Annotated in this window: 20 protein-coding genes; 4 read left to right on the top strand and 16 right to left on the bottom strand. The window is 63.4% G+C overall.

The annotated features are described in order from the left end of the window. Positions 1–68: 68 nt before the first annotated feature. From C84B14_RS14565 to gloB, 3 genes are read right to left on the bottom strand one after another with little or no spacing between them, the layout of a single operon-like run. Positions 69–851 (bottom strand): enoyl-ACP reductase FabI, encoded by a 783-nt coding sequence (locus C84B14_RS14565; RefSeq protein ID WP_348766270.1) that lies wholly within the window; start codon positions 849–851, stop codon positions 69–71. 37 nt (positions 852–888) lie between these two features. Next, positions 889–2,628, bottom strand: a complete 1,740-nt coding sequence (locus C84B14_RS14560) for a LysM peptidoglycan-binding domain-containing protein (RefSeq protein WP_353225147.1) — start codon at positions 2,626–2,628, stop codon at positions 889–891. Next, positions 2,618–3,394 carry a hydroxyacylglutathione hydrolase gene (gene gloB / locus C84B14_RS14555; RefSeq protein ID WP_353225145.1) on the bottom strand — a complete coding sequence of 259 codons (777 nt, stop codon included), beginning with the start codon at positions 3,392–3,394 and terminating at the stop codon, positions 2,618–2,620. The genes C84B14_RS14560 and gloB overlap by 11 nt, the downstream gene beginning before the upstream one ends. A 35-nt stretch (positions 3,395–3,429) precedes the next feature. Here gloB and C84B14_RS14550 point away from each other — a divergent pair, with 35 nt between their 5' ends. The 3 genes from C84B14_RS14550 to dnaQ are packed head-to-tail and all read left to right on the top strand — an operon-like array spanning position 3,430 to position 5,377. Further along, on the top strand, positions 3,430–4,179 hold the full coding sequence (locus C84B14_RS14550) for a class I SAM-dependent methyltransferase (RefSeq protein ID WP_353225143.1): 750 nt from the start codon (positions 3,430–3,432) through the stop codon (positions 4,177–4,179). Further along, positions 4,176–4,616, top strand: a complete 441-nt coding sequence (gene rnhA / locus C84B14_RS14545; protein ID WP_293624009.1) for a ribonuclease HI — start codon at positions 4,176–4,178, stop codon at positions 4,614–4,616. The genes C84B14_RS14550 and rnhA overlap by 4 nt, the downstream gene beginning before the upstream one ends. A 35-nt stretch (positions 4,617–4,651) precedes the next feature. Next, on the top strand, positions 4,652–5,377 hold the full coding sequence (gene dnaQ, locus C84B14_RS14540; protein WP_353225141.1) for a DNA polymerase III subunit epsilon: 726 nt from the start codon (positions 4,652–4,654) through the stop codon (positions 5,375–5,377). Between the two features lie 70 nt (positions 5,378–5,447). On the opposite strand, the gene C84B14_RS14535 is transcribed toward dnaQ, so the two are convergent. The 13 genes from C84B14_RS14535 to C84B14_RS14475 form a co-directional block, all read right to left on the bottom strand. Further along, entirely contained in the window at positions 5,448–7,142 is a 1,695-nt protein-coding gene (locus C84B14_RS14535) for a Na(+)/H(+) antiporter subunit D (RefSeq protein ID WP_353225139.1), read from the bottom strand. 1 nt (position 7,143) lies between these two features. Beyond that, complete coding sequence (locus C84B14_RS14530) at positions 7,144–7,407, bottom strand: hypothetical protein (RefSeq protein ID WP_348766277.1); 264 nt, start codon at positions 7,405–7,407, stop codon at positions 7,144–7,146. 20 nt (positions 7,408–7,427) lie between these two features. Then, positions 7,428–8,885, bottom strand: coding sequence for a monovalent cation/H+ antiporter subunit D family protein (locus C84B14_RS14525; RefSeq protein WP_348766278.1), 1,458 nt, complete (start codon positions 8,883–8,885; stop codon positions 7,428–7,430). After that, positions 8,882–10,348: a monovalent cation/H+ antiporter subunit D family protein gene (locus tag C84B14_RS14520; protein WP_502949914.1), complete on the bottom strand. Its 1,467-nt coding sequence runs from the start codon at positions 10,346–10,348 to the stop codon at positions 8,882–8,884. The genes C84B14_RS14525 and C84B14_RS14520 overlap by 4 nt, the downstream gene beginning before the upstream one ends. A gap of 20 nt (positions 10,349–10,368) precedes the next feature. Continuing rightward, positions 10,369–10,890, bottom strand: a complete 522-nt coding sequence (locus C84B14_RS14515; protein ID WP_348766280.1) for a cation:proton antiporter subunit C — start codon at positions 10,888–10,890, stop codon at positions 10,369–10,371. Next, positions 10,887–11,339, bottom strand: a complete 453-nt coding sequence (locus C84B14_RS14510; RefSeq protein ID WP_348766281.1) for a Na(+)/H(+) antiporter subunit B — start codon at positions 11,337–11,339, stop codon at positions 10,887–10,889. The genes C84B14_RS14515 and C84B14_RS14510 overlap by 4 nt, the downstream gene beginning before the upstream one ends. Continuing rightward, on the bottom strand, positions 11,339–11,905 hold the full coding sequence (locus C84B14_RS14505) for a DUF4040 domain-containing protein (protein WP_348766282.1): 567 nt from the start codon (positions 11,903–11,905) through the stop codon (positions 11,339–11,341). The genes C84B14_RS14510 and C84B14_RS14505 overlap by 1 nt, the downstream gene beginning before the upstream one ends. Positions 11,906–12,074: 169 nt before the next feature. Then, positions 12,075–12,389 (bottom strand): monovalent cation/H(+) antiporter subunit G, encoded by a 315-nt coding sequence (gene mnhG / locus C84B14_RS14500; protein WP_293624018.1) that lies wholly within the window; start codon positions 12,387–12,389, stop codon positions 12,075–12,077. A gap of 39 nt (positions 12,390–12,428) precedes the next feature. Continuing rightward, positions 12,429–12,719: an MrpF/PhaF family protein gene (locus C84B14_RS14495; protein ID WP_348766283.1), complete on the bottom strand. Its 291-nt coding sequence runs from the start codon at positions 12,717–12,719 to the stop codon at positions 12,429–12,431. Beyond that, a complete protein-coding gene (locus tag C84B14_RS14490) occupies positions 12,716–13,222 on the bottom strand; it encodes a Na+/H+ antiporter subunit E (protein ID WP_353225134.1) in 507 nt (168 codons plus the stop codon). The genes C84B14_RS14495 and C84B14_RS14490 overlap by 4 nt, the downstream gene beginning before the upstream one ends. A gap of 54 nt (positions 13,223–13,276) precedes the next feature. Continuing rightward, positions 13,277–14,017, bottom strand: a complete 741-nt coding sequence (locus C84B14_RS14485) for a TVP38/TMEM64 family protein (protein ID WP_348766285.1) — start codon at positions 14,015–14,017, stop codon at positions 13,277–13,279. Continuing rightward, positions 14,014–14,946 carry a metalloregulator ArsR/SmtB family transcription factor gene (locus C84B14_RS14480; protein ID WP_348766286.1) on the bottom strand — a complete coding sequence of 311 codons (933 nt, stop codon included), beginning with the start codon at positions 14,944–14,946 and terminating at the stop codon, positions 14,014–14,016. The genes C84B14_RS14485 and C84B14_RS14480 overlap by 4 nt, the downstream gene beginning before the upstream one ends. A gap of 134 nt (positions 14,947–15,080) precedes the next feature. Further along, positions 15,081–16,010 carry a phasin family protein gene (locus C84B14_RS14475; protein WP_353225131.1) on the bottom strand — a complete coding sequence of 310 codons (930 nt, stop codon included), beginning with the start codon at positions 16,008–16,010 and terminating at the stop codon, positions 15,081–15,083. Between the two features lie 238 nt (positions 16,011–16,248). Here C84B14_RS14475 and fadB point away from each other — a divergent pair, with 238 nt between their 5' ends. After that, positions 16,249–18,399, top strand: a complete 2,151-nt coding sequence (gene fadB, locus C84B14_RS14470; RefSeq protein ID WP_353225129.1) for a fatty acid oxidation complex subunit alpha FadB — start codon at positions 16,249–16,251, stop codon at positions 18,397–18,399. Positions 18,400–18,402: the final 3 nt, after the last annotated feature.

Genomic DNA, 18,402 nt, shown 5'->3' with positions numbered 1-18,402 from the left:
CTAATCTGCGATGAACCAAAAAAAAGCGGCCGGTTGGCCGCTTTTTTCATTTGTCGAGGGTTGGCCGCTTACGCGCCCGCGGTAGCGCCCATGATGTGATAGCCCGCGTCGACGTACAGCACTTCGCCGGTGATGCCGGATGCCAGGTCCGAACCGAGGAAGGCAGCCGCGTTGCCGACTTCTTCCTGGGTCACGTTGCGACGCAAAGGCGCGCCGTCGCGCGCATGCGAGAGCATGTCGCGAAAGCCGCGAATACCGGCCGCTGCCAGGGTCTTGATCGGCCCGGCCGAGATGGCGTTCACGCGTATGCCCTGGGCACCCAGTTCGGCGGCCATGAAGCGCATGCTCGACTCAAGGCTGGCCTTGGCCGGGCCCATGATGTTGTAACCGGGCATGACGTGAGTCGAGCCCAGATATGTGAGCGTGATCAGCGATGCGCGCTCCGACAGCATCGAACGCCCGGCCTTGGCCAGCGCCGCGAAGCTATAGGCGCTGATATCGTGGCTGATGTTGGCCGCTTCACGGGTAAGCGTGTCGAGATAGCTGCCGTTGAGCGCCTCACGCGGCGCGAACCCGATCGCATGCACCAGGATATCGATCTGCGACCAGTGTTCGCTCAGCGATGTAAACAGGCCATCGATCTGTTCGTCCTGGGTCACGTCCAGAGGCAGTACGATCGATGCGCCGAGTTCCTCGGCCATCTTGTCCACCCGCGGTTTGAGCTTGTCGCCCTGATAGGTCAGGGCGAGCTCGGCGCCCTGGGCGCGCATGGCCTGAGCGATGCCGTAGGCAATCGACCGCTCGCTGGCCAGGCCCGTAATGACTGCTTTCTTGCCTTCTAGAAATCCCATGTCTTCTCCTCTAAGCGTCAAGCCGAACGGGTTGCCATCAACTCGAAGACACGGGCTGCAGGCGCAACCGCTGTCCTGGACGAATGGTGCTCCCCGACGACATATCGTTCAAGCTGCGCAGGGTGGTTACCTGCATCGAAAAACGTGCGGCGATGGACCACAGCGAGTCGCCCGTCTCGACCTCGTAGAAGTCCGGCAACGGCGCGGGGCCATCAACGGCAATCGATTGCCCTGGCTGCAGCCGCGTATTCGGTTCCAGCCGGTTCCAGCGGCGCAGGTCGGCCACGGTTACATCGTTGGCGTTGGCAATGTCCCAGAGCGAGTCGCCGTTTTTGACGATATGCGTGCTGGGGGCGGGCGGCGACGCCGAGCCGGGGATGGTGAGTTTCTGGCCCGGGCTCAGCGAGGCGCTCACGCCCGGGTTGCTGCTGCGCATCGCCGCCACATCGACGTTGTAGCGCTGCGCGATCTCCCAGAGTGAATCGCCGGTTTGCACGACATAGGTTTCCGCGGGTTCGGCCACCGGGGCCGGGTCACCGGCATCACCGGCGCGCGGAACCGTGAGCTTCTGACCTACCCGGATGCGATCGCCGCGCAGGCGGTTGGCCTGGCGCAGGGCGGCCACGCTCATGTTGTATCGTGCTGCGATCGAGCCCAGCACGTCGCCGCGTCGAACCGTGTAGGTATGGGTGCTGCGTTGCACCAGCATGCCTGGCGAGGCTTCGGCCAGCGCTTTTTTGAACGCGTCGGCCTTGCCCGCCGGTACGAGCAGCGTCGCGCCACTACCGGGCGCGCTGGCCCAACGCTGCAGTGCCGGATTGAGACGGCGCAGATCCTGCTCGGACATGTTGAGCATACGCGCTGCCACGGCCACCTCGGTCTGAGCGGGCAGCTCGACGGCGCGTGTGCGCGGCGTGTTATCCAGCGTCGGCCATTCGAAACCGAAGCGTTCGGGCGCAAACATGATGCGGCGCAGCGCGAGCAGTTTGGGCACGTATTCGGTGGTTTCCAGCGGCAGCTCGAGATCCCAGTAGGTCGCGTCCGGGTCTTCGCGCTGCGCGCGCGCAAGGGCCGCGTCGACGCGGCCGGGACCGGCGTTGTAGGCGGCGAGTGCGAGCAACCAGTCGCCGCCGTAGCGGCGGTGCAGATCGTCCAGATAGGACAGGGCCGCGTCGGTAGAGGCAATCACGTCGTTACGCCCGTCGTACCACCAGTCTCGCGACAGCCCCATATGGTCGGCGGTGCCCGGCATGAACTGCCAAAGACCGCTCGCGCCCATATACGAGCGTGCCGAGGGGTCGTAGCCGCTTTCCACGATGGGTAGCAGGGCCAGCTCGGTCGGCAGGCCACGTTCGTCGATCCGCTGCACGATATGCCACAGGAACGGCTGGGCTCGATCCAGCGACGCCTGGAGATTGCGTTGATGGGTGGCGAACTGCTGTGTCCAGCGGCGTACGCGATAACGCTTGCCGTAGCCGTCGAGTTCGAAGCCGTTGCGGATTTGTGACCAGAGATCGGTCTGTGGATCCGGCCAGTCCGCTGCGCTGGCGCCGGCCAGTTCCAGATCGTCTTCCGCGTCTTCGTCGAAATCGTCCTCGATTTCGACATCGTCGGTTTCGACCGCGGGTGCAGTATCGGCAGGGGTGACCGTGGCACTGCTCGGCCGAACGGTTTCCTGCACCGGGGCACGGTTGGGCGTCTGCGTGGCGCAGCCGGTAAATACAAGCGTGGTCGAGGCGATCAGCGCGGCGAGCGCGCCACCCGCCTTAAGAGGCATCCTTCCATTCACGCAATACGGCAAAAATCTCCCCGGCGTCGGTCAGCGACCGGCCGGCGCGTTGTTCTGCAGCCGCGACCACGTCGGGCTGATCCCAGCGCAAAAACGGGTTGATATCTCGTTCTTCGGCCAAGGTGCCGGGCAGGGTGGGTTTGTTGTTGGCGCGCAGCGCATCGACTTCGCGAATAACCGTGGCAATCGCGCGGTTGTCGGGTTCGACGGTCTGCGCGAACGCCAGATTCTTCTGCGTGTACTCGTGCCCGCCGTAGACTTCGGTGGCCTCGGGCAGCGCACGCAGACGTGCCAGCGACGCCTGCATCTGGGCATGGGTACCTTCGAATACGCGCCCGCAGCCGCCGCGAAAGAGGGCGTCGCCGGCCAGCAGCACGCCCGGGGTGACGTAGGCGATATGCCCGAGCGTATGTCCGGGCACGTCGATCACTTCGAAATCGGCGCCCAGGAAATCGAGCGCGAATTGATCGCCGCCGGCCACTGCCTGGGTGATCTGCGCAATACGATCGGCCTCGCCTGCCGGCCCGTAGACCGGCGCGGGATGCTTCCCAAGCAGGTCGTCGAGGCCGCCGACGTGATCGCCGTGATGATGGGTAATCAAGTAGGCACCCACGGCAAGCCCATGTTCCGACAGATATTGCAGTACGGGCCGGGCCTCGCCGGGGTCGACGATGGCGACCGTGTCGCTGTCCTGAGCTTTGACCACCCAGATATAGTTGTCGGACAGTGCCGGAAGTGCTTTGATCTCGAGCATCTGCGAATGTTGCCAACCGCCTGAGGCAAAATCAATTGTTTCGATTCCTGCCTGGCAAGTACACGGATTCTGCGGAGTGGCTGGCCACGCCGCGTGCGCGGCTGTTCCTGCAGTATGAACGGCGCGTACTGACCCAGCTGCTACCCAACCTGACCGGGTATCGCTGTGTGCAGATCGGCCGCTGGGGCTATGGGCATGCCACGCTCGCGCATGCCGGCACGCTCTGTCAGTGGCAGCTGGGGTTCGGCGTGGATACGCGGGCCGATATTGCCTTCGACGGACGCCATCTGCCGTTGGCCAGCGCCAGCGTCGATGCGCTCGTGCTTGCCCATGCTCTGGAGCAGGTCGCCGAGCCCCATGCGCTGCTACGCGAATGCGCACGCGTTCTCAACGCCCGTGGCCAGCTGATAATCCTCGCATTCAACCCTTTATCGCTGTGGGCGCTACGCCAGGGCTTTCCCACGCGGCGCACGCCACGCTTCAGGCCGTGCTCGGCACCGCCGAGCGCGTCGCGGCTCTATGACTGGCTGCGGCTGCTCGAATTCGAGCCGGAGCGCCTGGTGCGATACGGCCTGGGCTTTCCGTTCTTCGGCGGTTATCACCGGGTGGGCGAGGATCGCCGCAGCGCGCGCTCGATCGCCTGGTGCGCCCAGGCCTATGGGCTGTGCGCACGCCGCCAGGTTGCGCCGTACACGCCCATTCGCAAGCCGCTGCCCGGCCCGCGCAAACGCGCGGCCGTGGGTTTGGCGCGCCAGGCCTTGCATCGCGTAAACTGCCGCCGATGAGCGAACCCGTAGTCATCTATACCGACGGTGCCTGCCGCGGAAACCCCGGGCCCGGCGGCTGGGGCGCGCTGCTGCGCCACGGCGAAAATACGCGCGAACTGTGTGGCGGCGAAGCCAATACCACTAATAACCGCATGGAGTTGATGGCCGCGATCGAAGCGCTGAACGCGCTCAAGCGCGCCTGTCGTGTCGAACTGCATACCGACTCCAACTACGTGCGCCAGGGCATCACCAGCTGGATGCACAACTGGAAGCGCAACGGGTGGAAGACCGCGGCAAAAAAGCCGGTCAAGAACGACGACCTCTGGCGTGCCCTGGATGAAGCCACCCAGCGCCACGAGATCGAATGGCACTGGGTGAAAGGCCACAGCGGCGATCCCGGCAACGAAGCCGCGGATGCCCTGGCCAACCGCGGCATCGACGAGATGAAACGCTAACCCGACCGACCCGACCCAACTTCAAGCGAAAGCCTATGCGACAGATCGTTCTCGATACCGAAACCACCGGCCTGGAGCCAGCCCAGGGGCATCGCATCATCGAGGTGGGCTGTGTCGAACTGGCCAACCGGCGGCTGACCGGCAACGATCTGCATCTGTATATCCACCCCGATCGGGAGATCGATCAGGGCGCCATCGACGTGCACGGGATAACCCTGGAGTTTCTCGCCGACAAGCCGCGTTTTGCCGAAATCGCGCAGACGCTGGCGGAGTATCTTGAAGGCGCGGAGCTGATCATCCACAACGCGCCGTTCGATCTGGGCTTTCTCAATCACGAGTTCAAGACCGTCAACCCGGCCCATGAACCGCTGGAAGCCCGCCAGCCGGTGATCGATACGCTGGTCGAGGCGCGCCAGCTTTATCCCGGCCAGCGCAACAGTCTGGATGCCCTGTGCAAGCGCTTCGAGATCGACAACTCCAACCGCGAACTGCACGGCGCCTTGCTCGACGCGCAGTTGCTGGGGGATGTCTATCTGGCCATGACGGGCGGCCAGATCGATATTGGGCTGGCCGCCGAAGACAACGCCGAAACCGGCGCGATGGCGACCGCCGGGCTGGCCGAGCATTTGGCCCGTGCAGCAGGTCGGCCACGGGTCACGCGAGCCAGCGACGAGGAGCAGGCCGCCCACGCGCGCTATCTGGAAATGCTGGCCAAGGCCAGCGGCGATCGCTGCCTGTGGCGCAGCCTCGACGAAGCCTAGAAGAGGTTATACAGAACTTACCTTGCCACGAACTGCCCTGTCGCCGGGGCAGCTCGGACCGCGCTCGCGATCAGTAATAGAGGACCAGATAGACCACCAGCAATATGGCGACCCAGAGCGTCATCCAGCCGGTGCTCCAGGTGCGCGACATGACCCCGCGGGCGTCATAGCGCAGGCGCAGGCGCCCCATGCCGCGTTCGGTCACGCTGTTCATGCCGCTGCCGAACTTGGCCAGCACGGCGTGATAGACGCGTTCCGCCACGTAACCAAAGCGGGGCAGCAGCATGCGATACACCCAGTCGGTATCCAGGTGCACGGCACGCTTGGGCAACGGGTATAGCCCGGCCCGCCAGGCCAGCCAGAACACTAGCGCCGAGAATGCGAGCAGCTGCAGCTGGCTGACGATATGGCTGGCCGTATACGGGTTGTAGTCGACCGGATAGGGCAGGATCGAATACAGCAGCGAAGGCACCAGGCCGAGGGCGATACAGGCGATCGCGGTCAAGCCCATGGCCAGACGCATGTTGAGCGGCGCTTCCTTGCATTCGATCTGATCGTTGGGGGCGAAAAACGCGAAGTAGGGAATCTTGATGCCGACATACAGCAACGCGCCGGCCGAGGCCGCCGTGAGCGTGATCCAGATTCCGGGCCAGTGTTCGTAGGCCACTGCCTTGAGAATCAGAGACTTGCTGACAAAGCCCGCCATGAATGGAAAGGCGCTGATAGAGGCGGCACCAATAACGCAGAACGCCGCCGTCCAGGGCATCTGGCGGGCCAGCCCGCCGAGTTCGGTCGCTCGTACGTGCCCGGTCTGGTGCAGCACGGCGCCGATGGACATGAACAACAGCGCCTTGTACAGAATATGGGTCACGGCATGGGCCGCAGCGCCGTTGAGCGCCAGCTCGGTGCCGATACCCACGGCCACCACCATGAAGCCGAGCTGCACGTTCAGGCTGTAGGACAGTACCCGCCGCAGGTCGTTGGCAAGCATGGCGTAGACGATCGGGAATATCGTCATCACCGCGCCGATCGGAATCAGCAGATCCGTGCCCGCATAGCCGCGGGCCAGAGCATAGATGGCCATCTTGGTCGTGAAGGCCGACAGGACCACCGTGCCGGTGGCGCTGGCCGAGGGATAGGCATCCTGCAGCCAGTTATGCAGCAAGGGAAAGGCCGCCTTGATGCCGAAGGCCAACAGGATCAGCCAGCCGCCGGGCGCATCCAGGCCGATATGGCCGAAGGCGATATCGCCGGTGGCATGGATATAGATCGCGGCCCCGCCCATCAGGAACAGGCCCGAGCCGATCTGTACCAGCAGATAGCGACGGGCCACGATCATGGCGTCCCGCAGCCCGCGAATCACCAGCAGCAGCGCCGAGGCAATCGCGGTGACCTCCCAGAACATGAACAGCGTGATCAGATCGCCCGCGAGCACCGCGCCCAGCGCCGAGCCGGCATAGATCAGCGCGGCCGCCGGCTCCAGGCGGCTGTGGGTATGCCACATGTACACGCCAGACAGGAAGGCGGCCACGTTGAAGATCACCCCGAAGGTGAAGGCGAGGCCGTCGACGCGCATGGGGGTCAGCGTGTAGTCGAGCAGCGCCATCGTGGTGGTGGTGCCGAGCGGGATCTGCCAGAGCCAGAGCAGGCTCGCAGCAGGCGCGCCCAGCAGTACGACCATACGCAGGCGGTAGGGCAGTAGGGGGATCACGCTGCCGGCGATAATCAGCAGCATCCCCGGGTTGTTCAACCAGGCAGGGAGCATGTCAGGTGCGGTGCTCGTAGTAGTCTTCGCCGCGCATGATCAGGCGGCGCAGCAGGATGGCAGCCAGTACCAGCACAACGCCGGTCACGAACGCCAGCAGGGCGTGGAATGCGGGCATTTCCGCAAAACCGAACTCTGCGTGCGGATGAATGAACAGGCTGGGTACGAGGGTGAGCGCGCATACGACATAGAGCACGCGCGCCCAGCGGGTACGCGCAAGGGTACTTGGCCGGCGGTACTGCTGCGGGTTGCGTTCGATCAACATGGCGAATTCACCTCGTATTGCTACGGCGCCCACGGCGCAAGCAGTTTGAGAAGCGGCAGCGGATAGAAGAACCAGACGATACAACCGGCCGCGGTGATGGATAGCGGAATCACGCAGGCCCAGGGCGCTTCGTGCCAGCTGCGCGGGGTATCCGGGCGTGGGTTGTGAAAGAACGCCCGCGTCGGAATTTCCAGCAGATAGACGATATTGAGCAGCGAACTCAGTGCCAGAACCATGATAATGGCGATATGACCGGAGTCGGCCGCCCCTTCCATCAGATACCACTTGCTCCAGATGCCGCCCATGGGCGGGATGCCGATCAGCGATACCGATGCGATGAAAAACGCGGTGAACGTGATCGGCATCGCATAGCCGAGACCGTCCAGCTCGCTGACGTACTTGCGGTGGGTCGCGGTATAGATCGCCCCCGCGCAGAAGAACAGCGTGATCTTGGCAAAGGCGTGCATGGCGATATGCATGCCCCCGCCGAGAATGCCGAAGCTAGACGCCATGGTCGCCCCGAGCACGATATACGACAGCTGGCTGACCGTGGAATAGGCGAGGCGGGCCTTGAGATTGTCGCGGGTCATCGCGATCAGCGACGCGCCGAGAACCGTGAACGCGGCTACCCACATCATCAATTCGGAAGCACCGGTATCGGCCAGAAACTGGACGCCGAAAACGTACACCGTGAGCTTGAGCACGATGAAAACACCGGCCTTGACCACGGCCACGGCGTGCAGCAGTGCCGAAACCGGCGTCGGTGCGACCATCGCTGCCGGCAGCCAGCGGTGGAACGGCATGAGCGCGGCCTTGCCGGTGCCGTAAAGAAACAGCGCATAAAGGGCGCCGACGGCAAGCACGCCAAGCCCGGCGTCGCCGAACAGGCCAGCGTCATCGAAGGTGATGGTGCCGGTGATCAGGTAGGTGATGATGATCGCCGGCAGGAAGAAGCCGATCGATGTGGTCAGCAAAATGCCCAGATAGACGCGGCCGCCGTTACGCGATTCGACATCGCCGTGGTGGGTTACCAGCGGGTAGGTCGACAGCGTGAGCATCTCGTAAAAGATGAAAAGCGTCAGCAGGTTGCCCGAGAAGGCAATGCCGATGGCTGCCGAGATCGCGAGTGCGAAGCAGACGAAGAAGCGCGTCTGGGCATGTTCTTCGTTGCCGCGCATGTAGCCCGCGGCATAGATCGTGGTCAACGGCCATAGCCCGGAGGCGACCAGGGCAAACAGCAGCCCGAGCGGTTCGAGCGTGAAGGTCAGACCGATGCCGGGCAGTACTTCGAACAGCGTCAGCGACGGGCGTTCGCCGGCGGTGACCGGATCAATGAACAGCGCGATGCCGGCAAACAACACGGCCGCCGTGGCGACGCTCACCGACTCGCGAACATTGGGCCAGCGCCCGCAGGCAGCCACGAGCAAACTCATCAACGCCGGAAAAGCGACCAGCCAGCCAAGCCATTGCGCGCTCATACGCCGTCTCCCAGCACCGCACGCGCCGCGCGTTCGGCAGCACCGACGAGCGGCGTCGAATACAGACCGACCGCGATATTGGCGAGCACGAGAGTCCATGTCGCCGCCAGCATCAGCACGGGCGCCTCGCCGACCGCGGGGTGTCCCTCGGGGCGTTCACGGAAATACAGCGCTTCCACAACGCGCCCGATATAGATCAGCGCCATGAGCGAACTCACCAGAATGGCGGCGGCGAGCCAGTAGTGACCGGGGGCCATGACCGCCTCCAGCAACACCCATTTGCTGATGAAACCGCCGGTGGCCGGCACGCCGATCAGTGACAGCCCGGCGACGACGAACGCTGCCGATGTGATCGGCATCTGCCGCCCAAGGCCTGCGATATCGTTGAGCGAGATGGTGCGCAGACGCCAGAACATCGCGCCCACGGCCATGAACAAAGCGCCCTTGATCAGCCCGTGATTGACCATGTGGACCACCGAGGCCGTTACACCAGCGGTGCTCGCCAGCGCGAAGCCCATCACGATATAGCCGATCTGGGCGATGCTCGACCACGCCAACAGACGCTTGACGTCGGTCTGAAAGATCGCGGCCATGGAACCGGACAGCATCGCGGCAACCGACAAGACCAGCAGCACCTCGCCCAGCGGCAGCTGGTCGAAGGCATAGGCGGCCCCGAACACGGTGAACAGAAAGCGCATCAGCGCATACACCGCGACCTTCGTGGCCGTGGCCGCGATGAAGGCGCTTACGCTCGACGGCGCATAGGTATAGGCGTTGGGCAGCCAGACATGAACCGGGAATAGCGCGAACTTGAGACTGGTGCCGACCACGATGAAGGCCAGTCCTGCTTCCACGGTTCGCGTATCGGCAACCGCCGGCAGGCGGGCGGCGATATCGGCCATGTTGAGGCTGCCGGTCATCATGTACAGAAAGCCGATGCCGATGAGCAGAAAGGTGCCGCCGATCGTGCCCATGATCAGGTATTGAAAAGCCGAAAGCAGCGCCCGGCGCTTCGAGCCCATCGCGATCAGCGCGTACGAAGACAGCGATGAAATCTCCAGGAACACGAACAGGTTGAACGCGTCGCCGGTGACGGTGATGCCGGCCAGGCCACAGAAGCACAGCAGCAGGGCAGCATAGAAAAGATAGGCCCGTTCACTGGCGATCTCGGCGGCCACGCTGGCCTTGGCATAGACGCTGCTGATCGCGGCGATGCCGGTAACCAGCAGCAATACCACGGTGTTGAGCGCGTCGAGTCGCAGCTCGATGCCGAACGGCGGCGCCCAGCCGCCCATCGCGTAGCTGATGGGCCCGCCGATCTTGACCTGAACGAACAGCAGAAAGGCCAGGCCGAAACAGGCCCAGGTGGTAAGCAGATAGACGAACCACGAGGGGCCGCCACGGTGCAGCAGCACGCATATCGGCGCGGCCAGCAACGGCAGGACGATGACCAGGGCCGGCATCTGGGCGAAAAAGGCTTCGATCACGAGCGCGTCTCCCGATCGTCGTCCGCTTCGTCTTCTTCACGGCCGTCGTCGTGGTCCTGCTGGGCGCTTTCGCGCTCCTGGCGTGCCTCGGCTCGGGCCGTACGCTCGGCTTCTTCCTCGGTTTCTTCTTCCTGTGTTTCGAAGTCGGCTTCGAGAACGTCATCTTCCTCGATACTGCCGTAGGCTTCGTTGATACGCACCACCAGCGCCAGGCCCAGAGCCGTGGTGGATACCCCGACCACGATCGCGGTCAGGATCAGCACATGGGGTAACGGATGGGCATAGAGCACGTCTTCGCTGCCCTTGCCCGACATGAGGATAGGCGCGGTCGAACCGCTGATCTTGCCCATGCTGATATAAAACACGAACACCGCCGTCTGGAACAGGTTCAGACCGATGAGTTTCTTGACCAGGTTGTCGTGGGAGATGACGGTATAGAAACCGATCATCATCAGCACGATGACCACCCAGTAATTGAACAGGCCGAAGAAGTTATCGGCGATCGACGCCAGACTCATCGTGCGTCCCCGGGCGGTTGTTCGTCGTCGTTGCGGCGGCCGCGGCCGGCAAAGACGTAGAAGATCGATGTAATGACCGACACCACCGTCAGCCCGACGCCGAACTCGACCAGCAACAGCCCGTAGTGCTGGCCATGCACCGCATCGTGGGCGAGATAGTCGTAGTCGAGAAAGTTGCCGCCGCGCAGCAGGGAATAGACACCGGTGCCAGCGAATATCAGCGCCCCGAGCGCACCGGTGATACGCAGCAGGTTGGGCGATACCGCGCGCCGCGCCTCGGCCAGGCCGAAGATCAGCGCATACAGGATGATCGCCGCCGCGAACACCACGCCGGCCTGGAAACCGCCGCCCGGGCTGTAGTCGCCATGAAACTGCACATACAGAGCGAAGAGGATGATGGGGGCGATCAGAACCTTGGTGACCACCCGCAAGACGGTATGTTCACGCATTACTGTTCTCGCTTGTCGGACTTGCGCGGACGATGCCAGGCCACGCCCAGCAACATCAGTACCCCGATTCCCGCGGTGAACACCACCACGACCTCACCCAGCGTATCGTAGCCACGATAGCTGCCGAGTACGGCGGTTACCGCGTTTGGCACGTCGATCTCTTCGCTCATCTGGTTGAGATAGCGATCGCGCAGCGGATGCGTCTGCACCGGGGTATCGGCGGACCCGAAGTGGGGCATGTCGAGACTCGCATACACCAGCACCGCCCCGGTGAGCATCGTGACCGCCAGGCCAATAAGGGTGCGCGAGCGGGGTACCGGCTTTTCGCGTGCGCGCGTCAGGCCGAAGGTGGCCAGGAACAGCACGGTGGTCACACCGGCGCCGACGGCGGCCTCGGTAAGCGCGACATCGACGGCGTCGAGCAGCGTGAACAGGCTGGCCGAGAGCAGGCTGTACAGCCCGGTGAGCATGGCCACCGGGAACAGGTTGCGCAGCCGTGCGATCGCCATGCCGACGATAGCCATGAAGCTCAGCAGAACGATGTTGAGCGCGATATCCGTGGTCACTTGGCAATCCTGTTGTCGGTGAACCGCGGCGACGAACGCTTCGTCACGGGGTGCTGGCGTGGCGACGGTCTCATGCTACACCACGCCCCGTGCAGCGCACGGACCGTAATCCGCAGGCCGGGGTGGCGGGCGTCAACGAACGCCCGGCGGTTATCGGTCGGCGCAGGCATCAACGCTTGTCGTGATCGACTTGCGGCTCGATCCCGTCTTCGAGCGCGGCACGGGCCAGGGCATGGGTCGCGGTCGGGCTGGTAATGAGCAGAAAAAGCATCACGAACACCAGCTTCGCGGTTACGAGCGTAAGCCCCGCCTGCAGCATCAGCCCGGCAAGCATCAGGATCATGCCGGCGGTATCGGTGACCGAGGCTGCATGCATGCGCGTATAGAAATCGGGCATGCGCAGCATGCCGATACCGCCAATCACGCTGAACAACGCGCCGCCGGCCAGCAAAATCCAGCTCGCGGTATCGATAAGAGCATTCATCGCAGAACCCGCAGGGCGGTGAAGTACGAACGGGCCGGTTCATACATCGGGCTTTTCCTTGCTCGCGGCTTCCCAGCCGAGATCGCCGTACTGCATGAACTTGAGCACCGTCACCGTGCCGATGAAATTGATCAGCGCGTAGATCAGGCCGAGATCGAGAAATTCCGGCCGGCCGTTGAGAAAGCCCAGCACCGCCACGAACAGCACGGTCTTGGTGCCGAACAGATTGATGGCCAGGATGCGGTCGTAGACCGTGGGCCCCAGCAGGGCGCGCACCAGAATCAGCAGCATGGTGACGACAATGGCGATGATGGCGACGAGAAACATCATGGGGTCTCCTCGCGGCGTGCGGACGCGCCGAAGGGACGTTCGAGCCGGCGCACGCGCTGGTCCATGTCGCCGCCTTCCATATCCGTGGCGTTGTCTTCGGTTATCGCATGCACGATGGCGTCACCGTTTCGCAGCGCCACGGTCACCGTGCCGGGCGTCAGAGTGATCGAGTTGGCGAAGATCGCCTGGCCGAGCTCGCTCGACTGATGGGCGCGCAGGCGCACGATCGTCGGCGAGATACGACGCCCCGGCAACACGATGCGCTTGGCGACATCCCAGTTGGATTTCGCGATTTCGCCGCCCAGCCAGAGCGCATACAGCGGCAGCCGAGCAAGCAGATGCAAAGGCACGCTCTCGCGGTCGACAATGCCCATGCGATGGCATACATAGGCACAGAACAGCACCGAAAAGCCGCCCAGGCCAAGCACGATGGGCTTGTAAACGCCCGACAGGAGCAGCCACAGGGTGGCAGCGCCGATGATCAGCCCGAGCAAATAGCGCACGCGGTCCCCGAAAAAAGTTGCTTGTCTGAAGGCTACAAAGCGCCCGGGTTCCCGTCAATCGGAATCGGCGGCGGCCCGGCGTTCGGCCCGGGCCGCGAGCGTCTTGCGGCGTCGATGCGCGAAAAAGGCGATCACGGCGCTGGCCACCAGCAGCCCGCCCGAAATCATCAGCTGTTTCGCGTCAATGAGTTGCTCGGGCGAGAACGTCTGCTGCGCGAGCAGATCGGGAAGGTTGACGGTCGCGCCGAAGCTCACGAACGTAATCATGGGCGGCAGCATGCCGATGACGCTGGCCAGAAAATAGGGCACCCACGGCACGCGCAGCAGCCCGCAGGCGTAGTTGACGAGGTCAAACGGCAGAAACGAGGCGCGCAGAACCACCGTGGTAGGGAAGGCCTGCTCGACGAGCAGCCGGCGGAACGCGGCGATACGGGGGTTCTTGTGGTCCTGGGCGTGTTCTTCGCTGCGAAAGAAGCGGGCCATGAAATAGGCGATGTTGGCGGATAGATTCTCGCCGATCAGCGCATAGACCAGGCCGGGCCCGAATCCGAACAGGCTGCCGGCCGCGATGGTCAGCCACATCGCAGGGAAGAAGGTCAGCGAACGCAGCCCGTAGATCACGATATAGGCCAGCGGTGCGAACGGGTTGTCCACCACGTACTCGTAGACCAGGCGCATGATCTCGCGAATCGACAGATCCTGAACATAGATCCAGACCAGCGCCGCCACCAGCAGCGTGCCCCAGATCGCGCCCGCGATCAGGCGCGACAGGCGGCGCGACGATTGTTCAGTCATGGCTTGCTCGCACTGGCGGTGATCACTCGGAAATAGGGTGGCTGCGGCTCGCGCGCGCGCTGGGCACAGTCATGTACCTGCAGGCCCGCGGTTTCGAGCCATGTGCTCAGCTGGGCGACCTCGAAGCCGAGGTTGACGTGGTCGTAGGCGGCGACCGTCGACGCATGTTCGTGTCGGCCGATGGTGGCCAGCGTCAGGCGCCCGCCGGGGCGCAGGATGCGGGCGGCTTCGGTCAGTGCGGTTTCGGGTGTTTCGCTGTAGCTTAACGCATGCAGCAAGAAGGCCTGGTCGAAGCTGGCGTCGTCGAACGGCAGCGCATGCATGTCGCCGATTCGAAAACCCACGTTGGTCTGTTGGCTCAGGCGCGTACGTGCGGCATCGATGACCGCTGCGCTGCGATCGACACAGGTCACGTGGCGGGCGCGTCGGCAGAGTAGTTCGGCAAGTACGCCGTCGCCGGAGGCGATATCGAGGACATCGCCCAGTTCGAGCAGTTCGATGAGCGCACGGCTCATGGCTTCCCAGGTTCGGCCCGGCGAATACTGGCGTTCCATGCTGCCAGCGACCGACTCCACCCAGCTGCTGCGCGCCGTGCGCTGGCGCACGATCGCTGCTGCATGCTCGCGGTCGCGATGCACCACGGCATCGTCCAGGGTATCCAGCAGCGCCCCCCAGAGCGGACGCATATCGTGGTGCCAGCGTTTGACGTCCACGCTGTAGAAACGGGCGTTCGCCACCGCGCGATCCTGCACCAGTTCGGCTTCGCGCAGCCGTGCCAGGTGGCTCGATACGCGGCTCTGGGTGAGCTGGGTGACGTTGGTGAGCTCCGCGACCGTCATCGGCTGGTCGATAAGCAGCAGCAACAACCGCAGCCGGGTGGGCTCGGCCAGCAGGCGCAGAAGCTGGGTGCTATCGGCAAGATCGAGCATTCGCAACGAACCGGAACAATGAAAGATACCGGTGCCAGCCGTCAGGTGGCCCGGGCGATCGGGGGCCTGGCGCGGCGCCAATAAAAAAGGCCGCCCCCGTAGAGAGCGGCCCGGTGGGCAAAAGGATACCCGATTTAGCTCGAACTGGAGCTAGAGCCCGAATTGGAGGTGGCGTTGTCGTTGCCAGAGCCGGTGGTCGAGCCGGTATTCGAACTTGAGCCGCTGGTCGAGCCGCTACCGCTGGTCGAGCTGCTGGCGGTGTTCGAGGACGTGCTGGACTTGGTTGAGCCGCCGGCCTGTTTGCTGGCCGTGCCGCTGCTGGCGCTACGCTTGCGCGTGGTCGTCGATTTGCGGGTGCCGCTCTTGGCGGTGCCGGACTTGCTTGCGGCCGTGCTCTTCTTGGCGCTGCCCGAACCCGTCGAGGCGCTGCGCTTGCTCGTGCTGGCGCGACTCTTCGTGCCGCTGGTCGCAGACTTCGCTGAGCTGCTGCGCTTCTTGGCGGTGCTCTTGGCCTTGGTCGGCGCAGCGCTTTCGGCTTTTGCCGTGGCCTCGTCCGCGGCCGACTCGGCCTTGGATGCAGCGCTGCTGGCCTTTGCCTTGGCGGTGCTGGCGGCCTGACCGGTCTTGCGTTTGGCCTGCGTCTTGCGCTTTTTGGCCTGGGTTGCCTCGGTCTTCGCCTCGGCCTTGGCCTGGGTGGCGGCATCCTGTGCAATCTGCTGGCTGCCTTCGAGATTGCGGCGGATCTCTTCGTTGATCTTGGCGCGCGTGCCGTCGAGGATCGCCATGCTCTCGCGAGCGTTGTTCATGATCCGGTCAATGGTGTCCTGAATCAGCTGCAGCTGGGCCACGGCCAGCTCGCGCGGTGCGCCACCCTTGCGCAGTGTCTTGAGGCTCTTGATCGCTTCCTCGTAGTGGGTCTTGAGCGCCGCGAGTTCGTGCTCGGCGAGTTGCTCGATGCCATCGTAGACCGCGCGATTGGCGGAGGTGAATGCGCCCGTATAGTTCTTGCGCAGCTTATCGACATCCTTGCGCAGTTTGCTGATGCGGTTGTCGGATTTCGCCATGACCTGAGTTCGCCTTGCATTAAAAGGAAAACGTAGATAACCACGCGCCGCGCAGACTGTCAAAAACACTGCGCAATGTTACGAAATAGGGTGCCTCGACGTTGCCTGTCCGTCGGCGGCATGGCAGCCGTTACGATTGTGGCGCCACCGACAGTACGCTACCGTATCGCCACGAGTTCCAAGGCCTGGCCGCATTGGGCGGTCGGGGCAATGTTCATCTTATATGGAGTCAGCATCCATGCTTTATGAGGGATCAAAACTGTCGGTGGACGTCACCGACGGGATCGCCGTGCTGTGTTTCGATGCACGCGAACAATCGGTCAACAAGTTCGACCAGGCCACCATCAACGATCTCAACGAGGCCGCGAAGGCGCTGGCTCACGCCGACGACGTGAAGGGGCTGCTGGTCAAATCCGCCAAGCCGGCCTTCATTGTCGGCGCCGACATCATGGAATTCGGCGAGCGCTTCAAGGCCTCCGACGACGAGATGCGCGAGTGGATGGCCGACGCCAACCGCATGTTCTCGACCATCGAGGATCTGGATTTCCCGAGCGTGACCGCCATCAACGGCATGGCGCTGGGCGGCGGTCTGGAAATGTGCCTGTCCACCGATTACCGGGTGATGGGCGAGAAGGCCCAGATCGGCTTCCCTGAAACAAAGCTGGGCATCTATCCCGGTTTTGGCGGCACCGTGCGTACACCGCGTCTGATCGGCGCCGACAACGCGATTGAATGGATCGCTGACGGCAACCCGCGCCGGGCCGACAAGGCCTTCAAGGCGGGCATGGTAGACGCCGTCGTGGCCGAGGACGAGCTCGAAGCCGCGGCGCGCGATCTGCTCGATCGCGCCATCGCCGGCGAGTTCGACTGGAAGGCCCGCAAGGCCGAAAAGAAAGCACCGCTCAAGCTCAACAAGACCGAAGCCGCGATGACGTTCCAGACGTCCAAGGGCTACGTCCTGGGCCAGACCAAGGGCATGTACCCTGCACCGATCGAAGCCATCGACCGCATGGCAAAGGCAGCGGGCATGGAGCGCGACGCGGCCATCAAGGAAGAAACCGAGGGTTTCATCAAGCTGGCTAAGACGACCGAAGCCGCTGCCCTCATTCAGCTGTTCCTCAACGACCAGCTGATCAAAAAGAAAGGCAAGAAATACGGCAAGATCGCGCACACCATCGAGCAGGCCGCGGTATTGGGCGCCGGCATCATGGGCGGCGGTATCGCCTACCAGAGCGCCTACAAGGGCGTGCCGATCCTGATGAAAGACATCAAGGAAGAGGCGATCGACCAGGGCCTGGAGGAAGCGGCCAAGCATTTCTCCAAGGGCGTCGAACGCGGCAAGATGGACACCGCCAAAATGGCCGAGGGCATGTCGCGTATCCGCCCGACGCTGACCTATGGCGACTTCGGCAACGTCGATGCGGTGATTGAAGCCGTGGTCGAGAACCCGAAGATCAAGAAGAGCGTACTGGCCGAGACCGAAGAAAAAGTCTCGGAAAAAACGATACTTGCATCGAATACTTCGAGTATTTCCATCGACACGCTCGCCGCTGATCTCAAGCGTCCCGAGAACTTCCTGGGCATGCATTTCTTCAACCCGGTACACAAGATGCCGCTGGTTGAAGTAATCAAGGGCGAGAAGAGCTCGGAAGAGGCGATCGCCACGATCGTCGATTACGCGCATCGGCTGGGCAAGACGCCGATCGTGGTCAACGACTGCCCCGGCTTTCTGGTCAACCGTATCCTGTTCCCGTACTTCTTCGGCTTCCAGCAGCTGATCACCGACGGCGCGGACTTCGCCAAGATCGACAAGGTCATGGAGAAGTTCGGCTGGCCCATGGGCCCGGCCTATCTGTCCGACGTGGTCGGCATGGATACGTCCCAGCACGTCGAGGAAGTGCTGGCCGAAGGCTATCCCGACCGTATGTCGAACGAAGGCAAGTCGTCGCTGGACGTCATGGTCGAAAACGACCGGCTCGGTCAGAAAAGCGGCGCCGGTTATTACAAGTACGAAAAGGACAAGAAGGGCCGTCCCAAGAAGGTTCCGGACGACAAGGCCTATGAGCTGGTCGCCAGCGTCCAGAAGGACGGACAGAAGGACTTCGAGGCCGACGAGATCATCGATCGCATGATGATTCCGCTGATCATCGAGGCCGCCCGTGCGCTCGAGGAAGGCATTGCCGAAACCCCGAACGAGGTCGATATGGGCCTGATCATGGGCCTGGGCTTTCCGCCGTTCCGCGGTGGCGCACTCAAGTACGCCGATGCCCAGGGGCTGGCTACGGTCTGTGACAAGGCCGACCAGTACAGCCATCTCGGCAAGCTCTACGAGCCCACCGAGCGCATGCGGGAAATGGCCGCCAACGGCGAAACGTACTTCGGACAGTAAGGC

The sequence above is a fragment of the Salinisphaera sp. C84B14 genome, assembly GCF_040361435.1.
Lineage (GTDB): Bacteria > Pseudomonadota > Gammaproteobacteria > Nevskiales > Salinisphaeraceae > Salinisphaera.
This window is presented reverse-complemented; position numbering and strand designations above follow the sequence as displayed.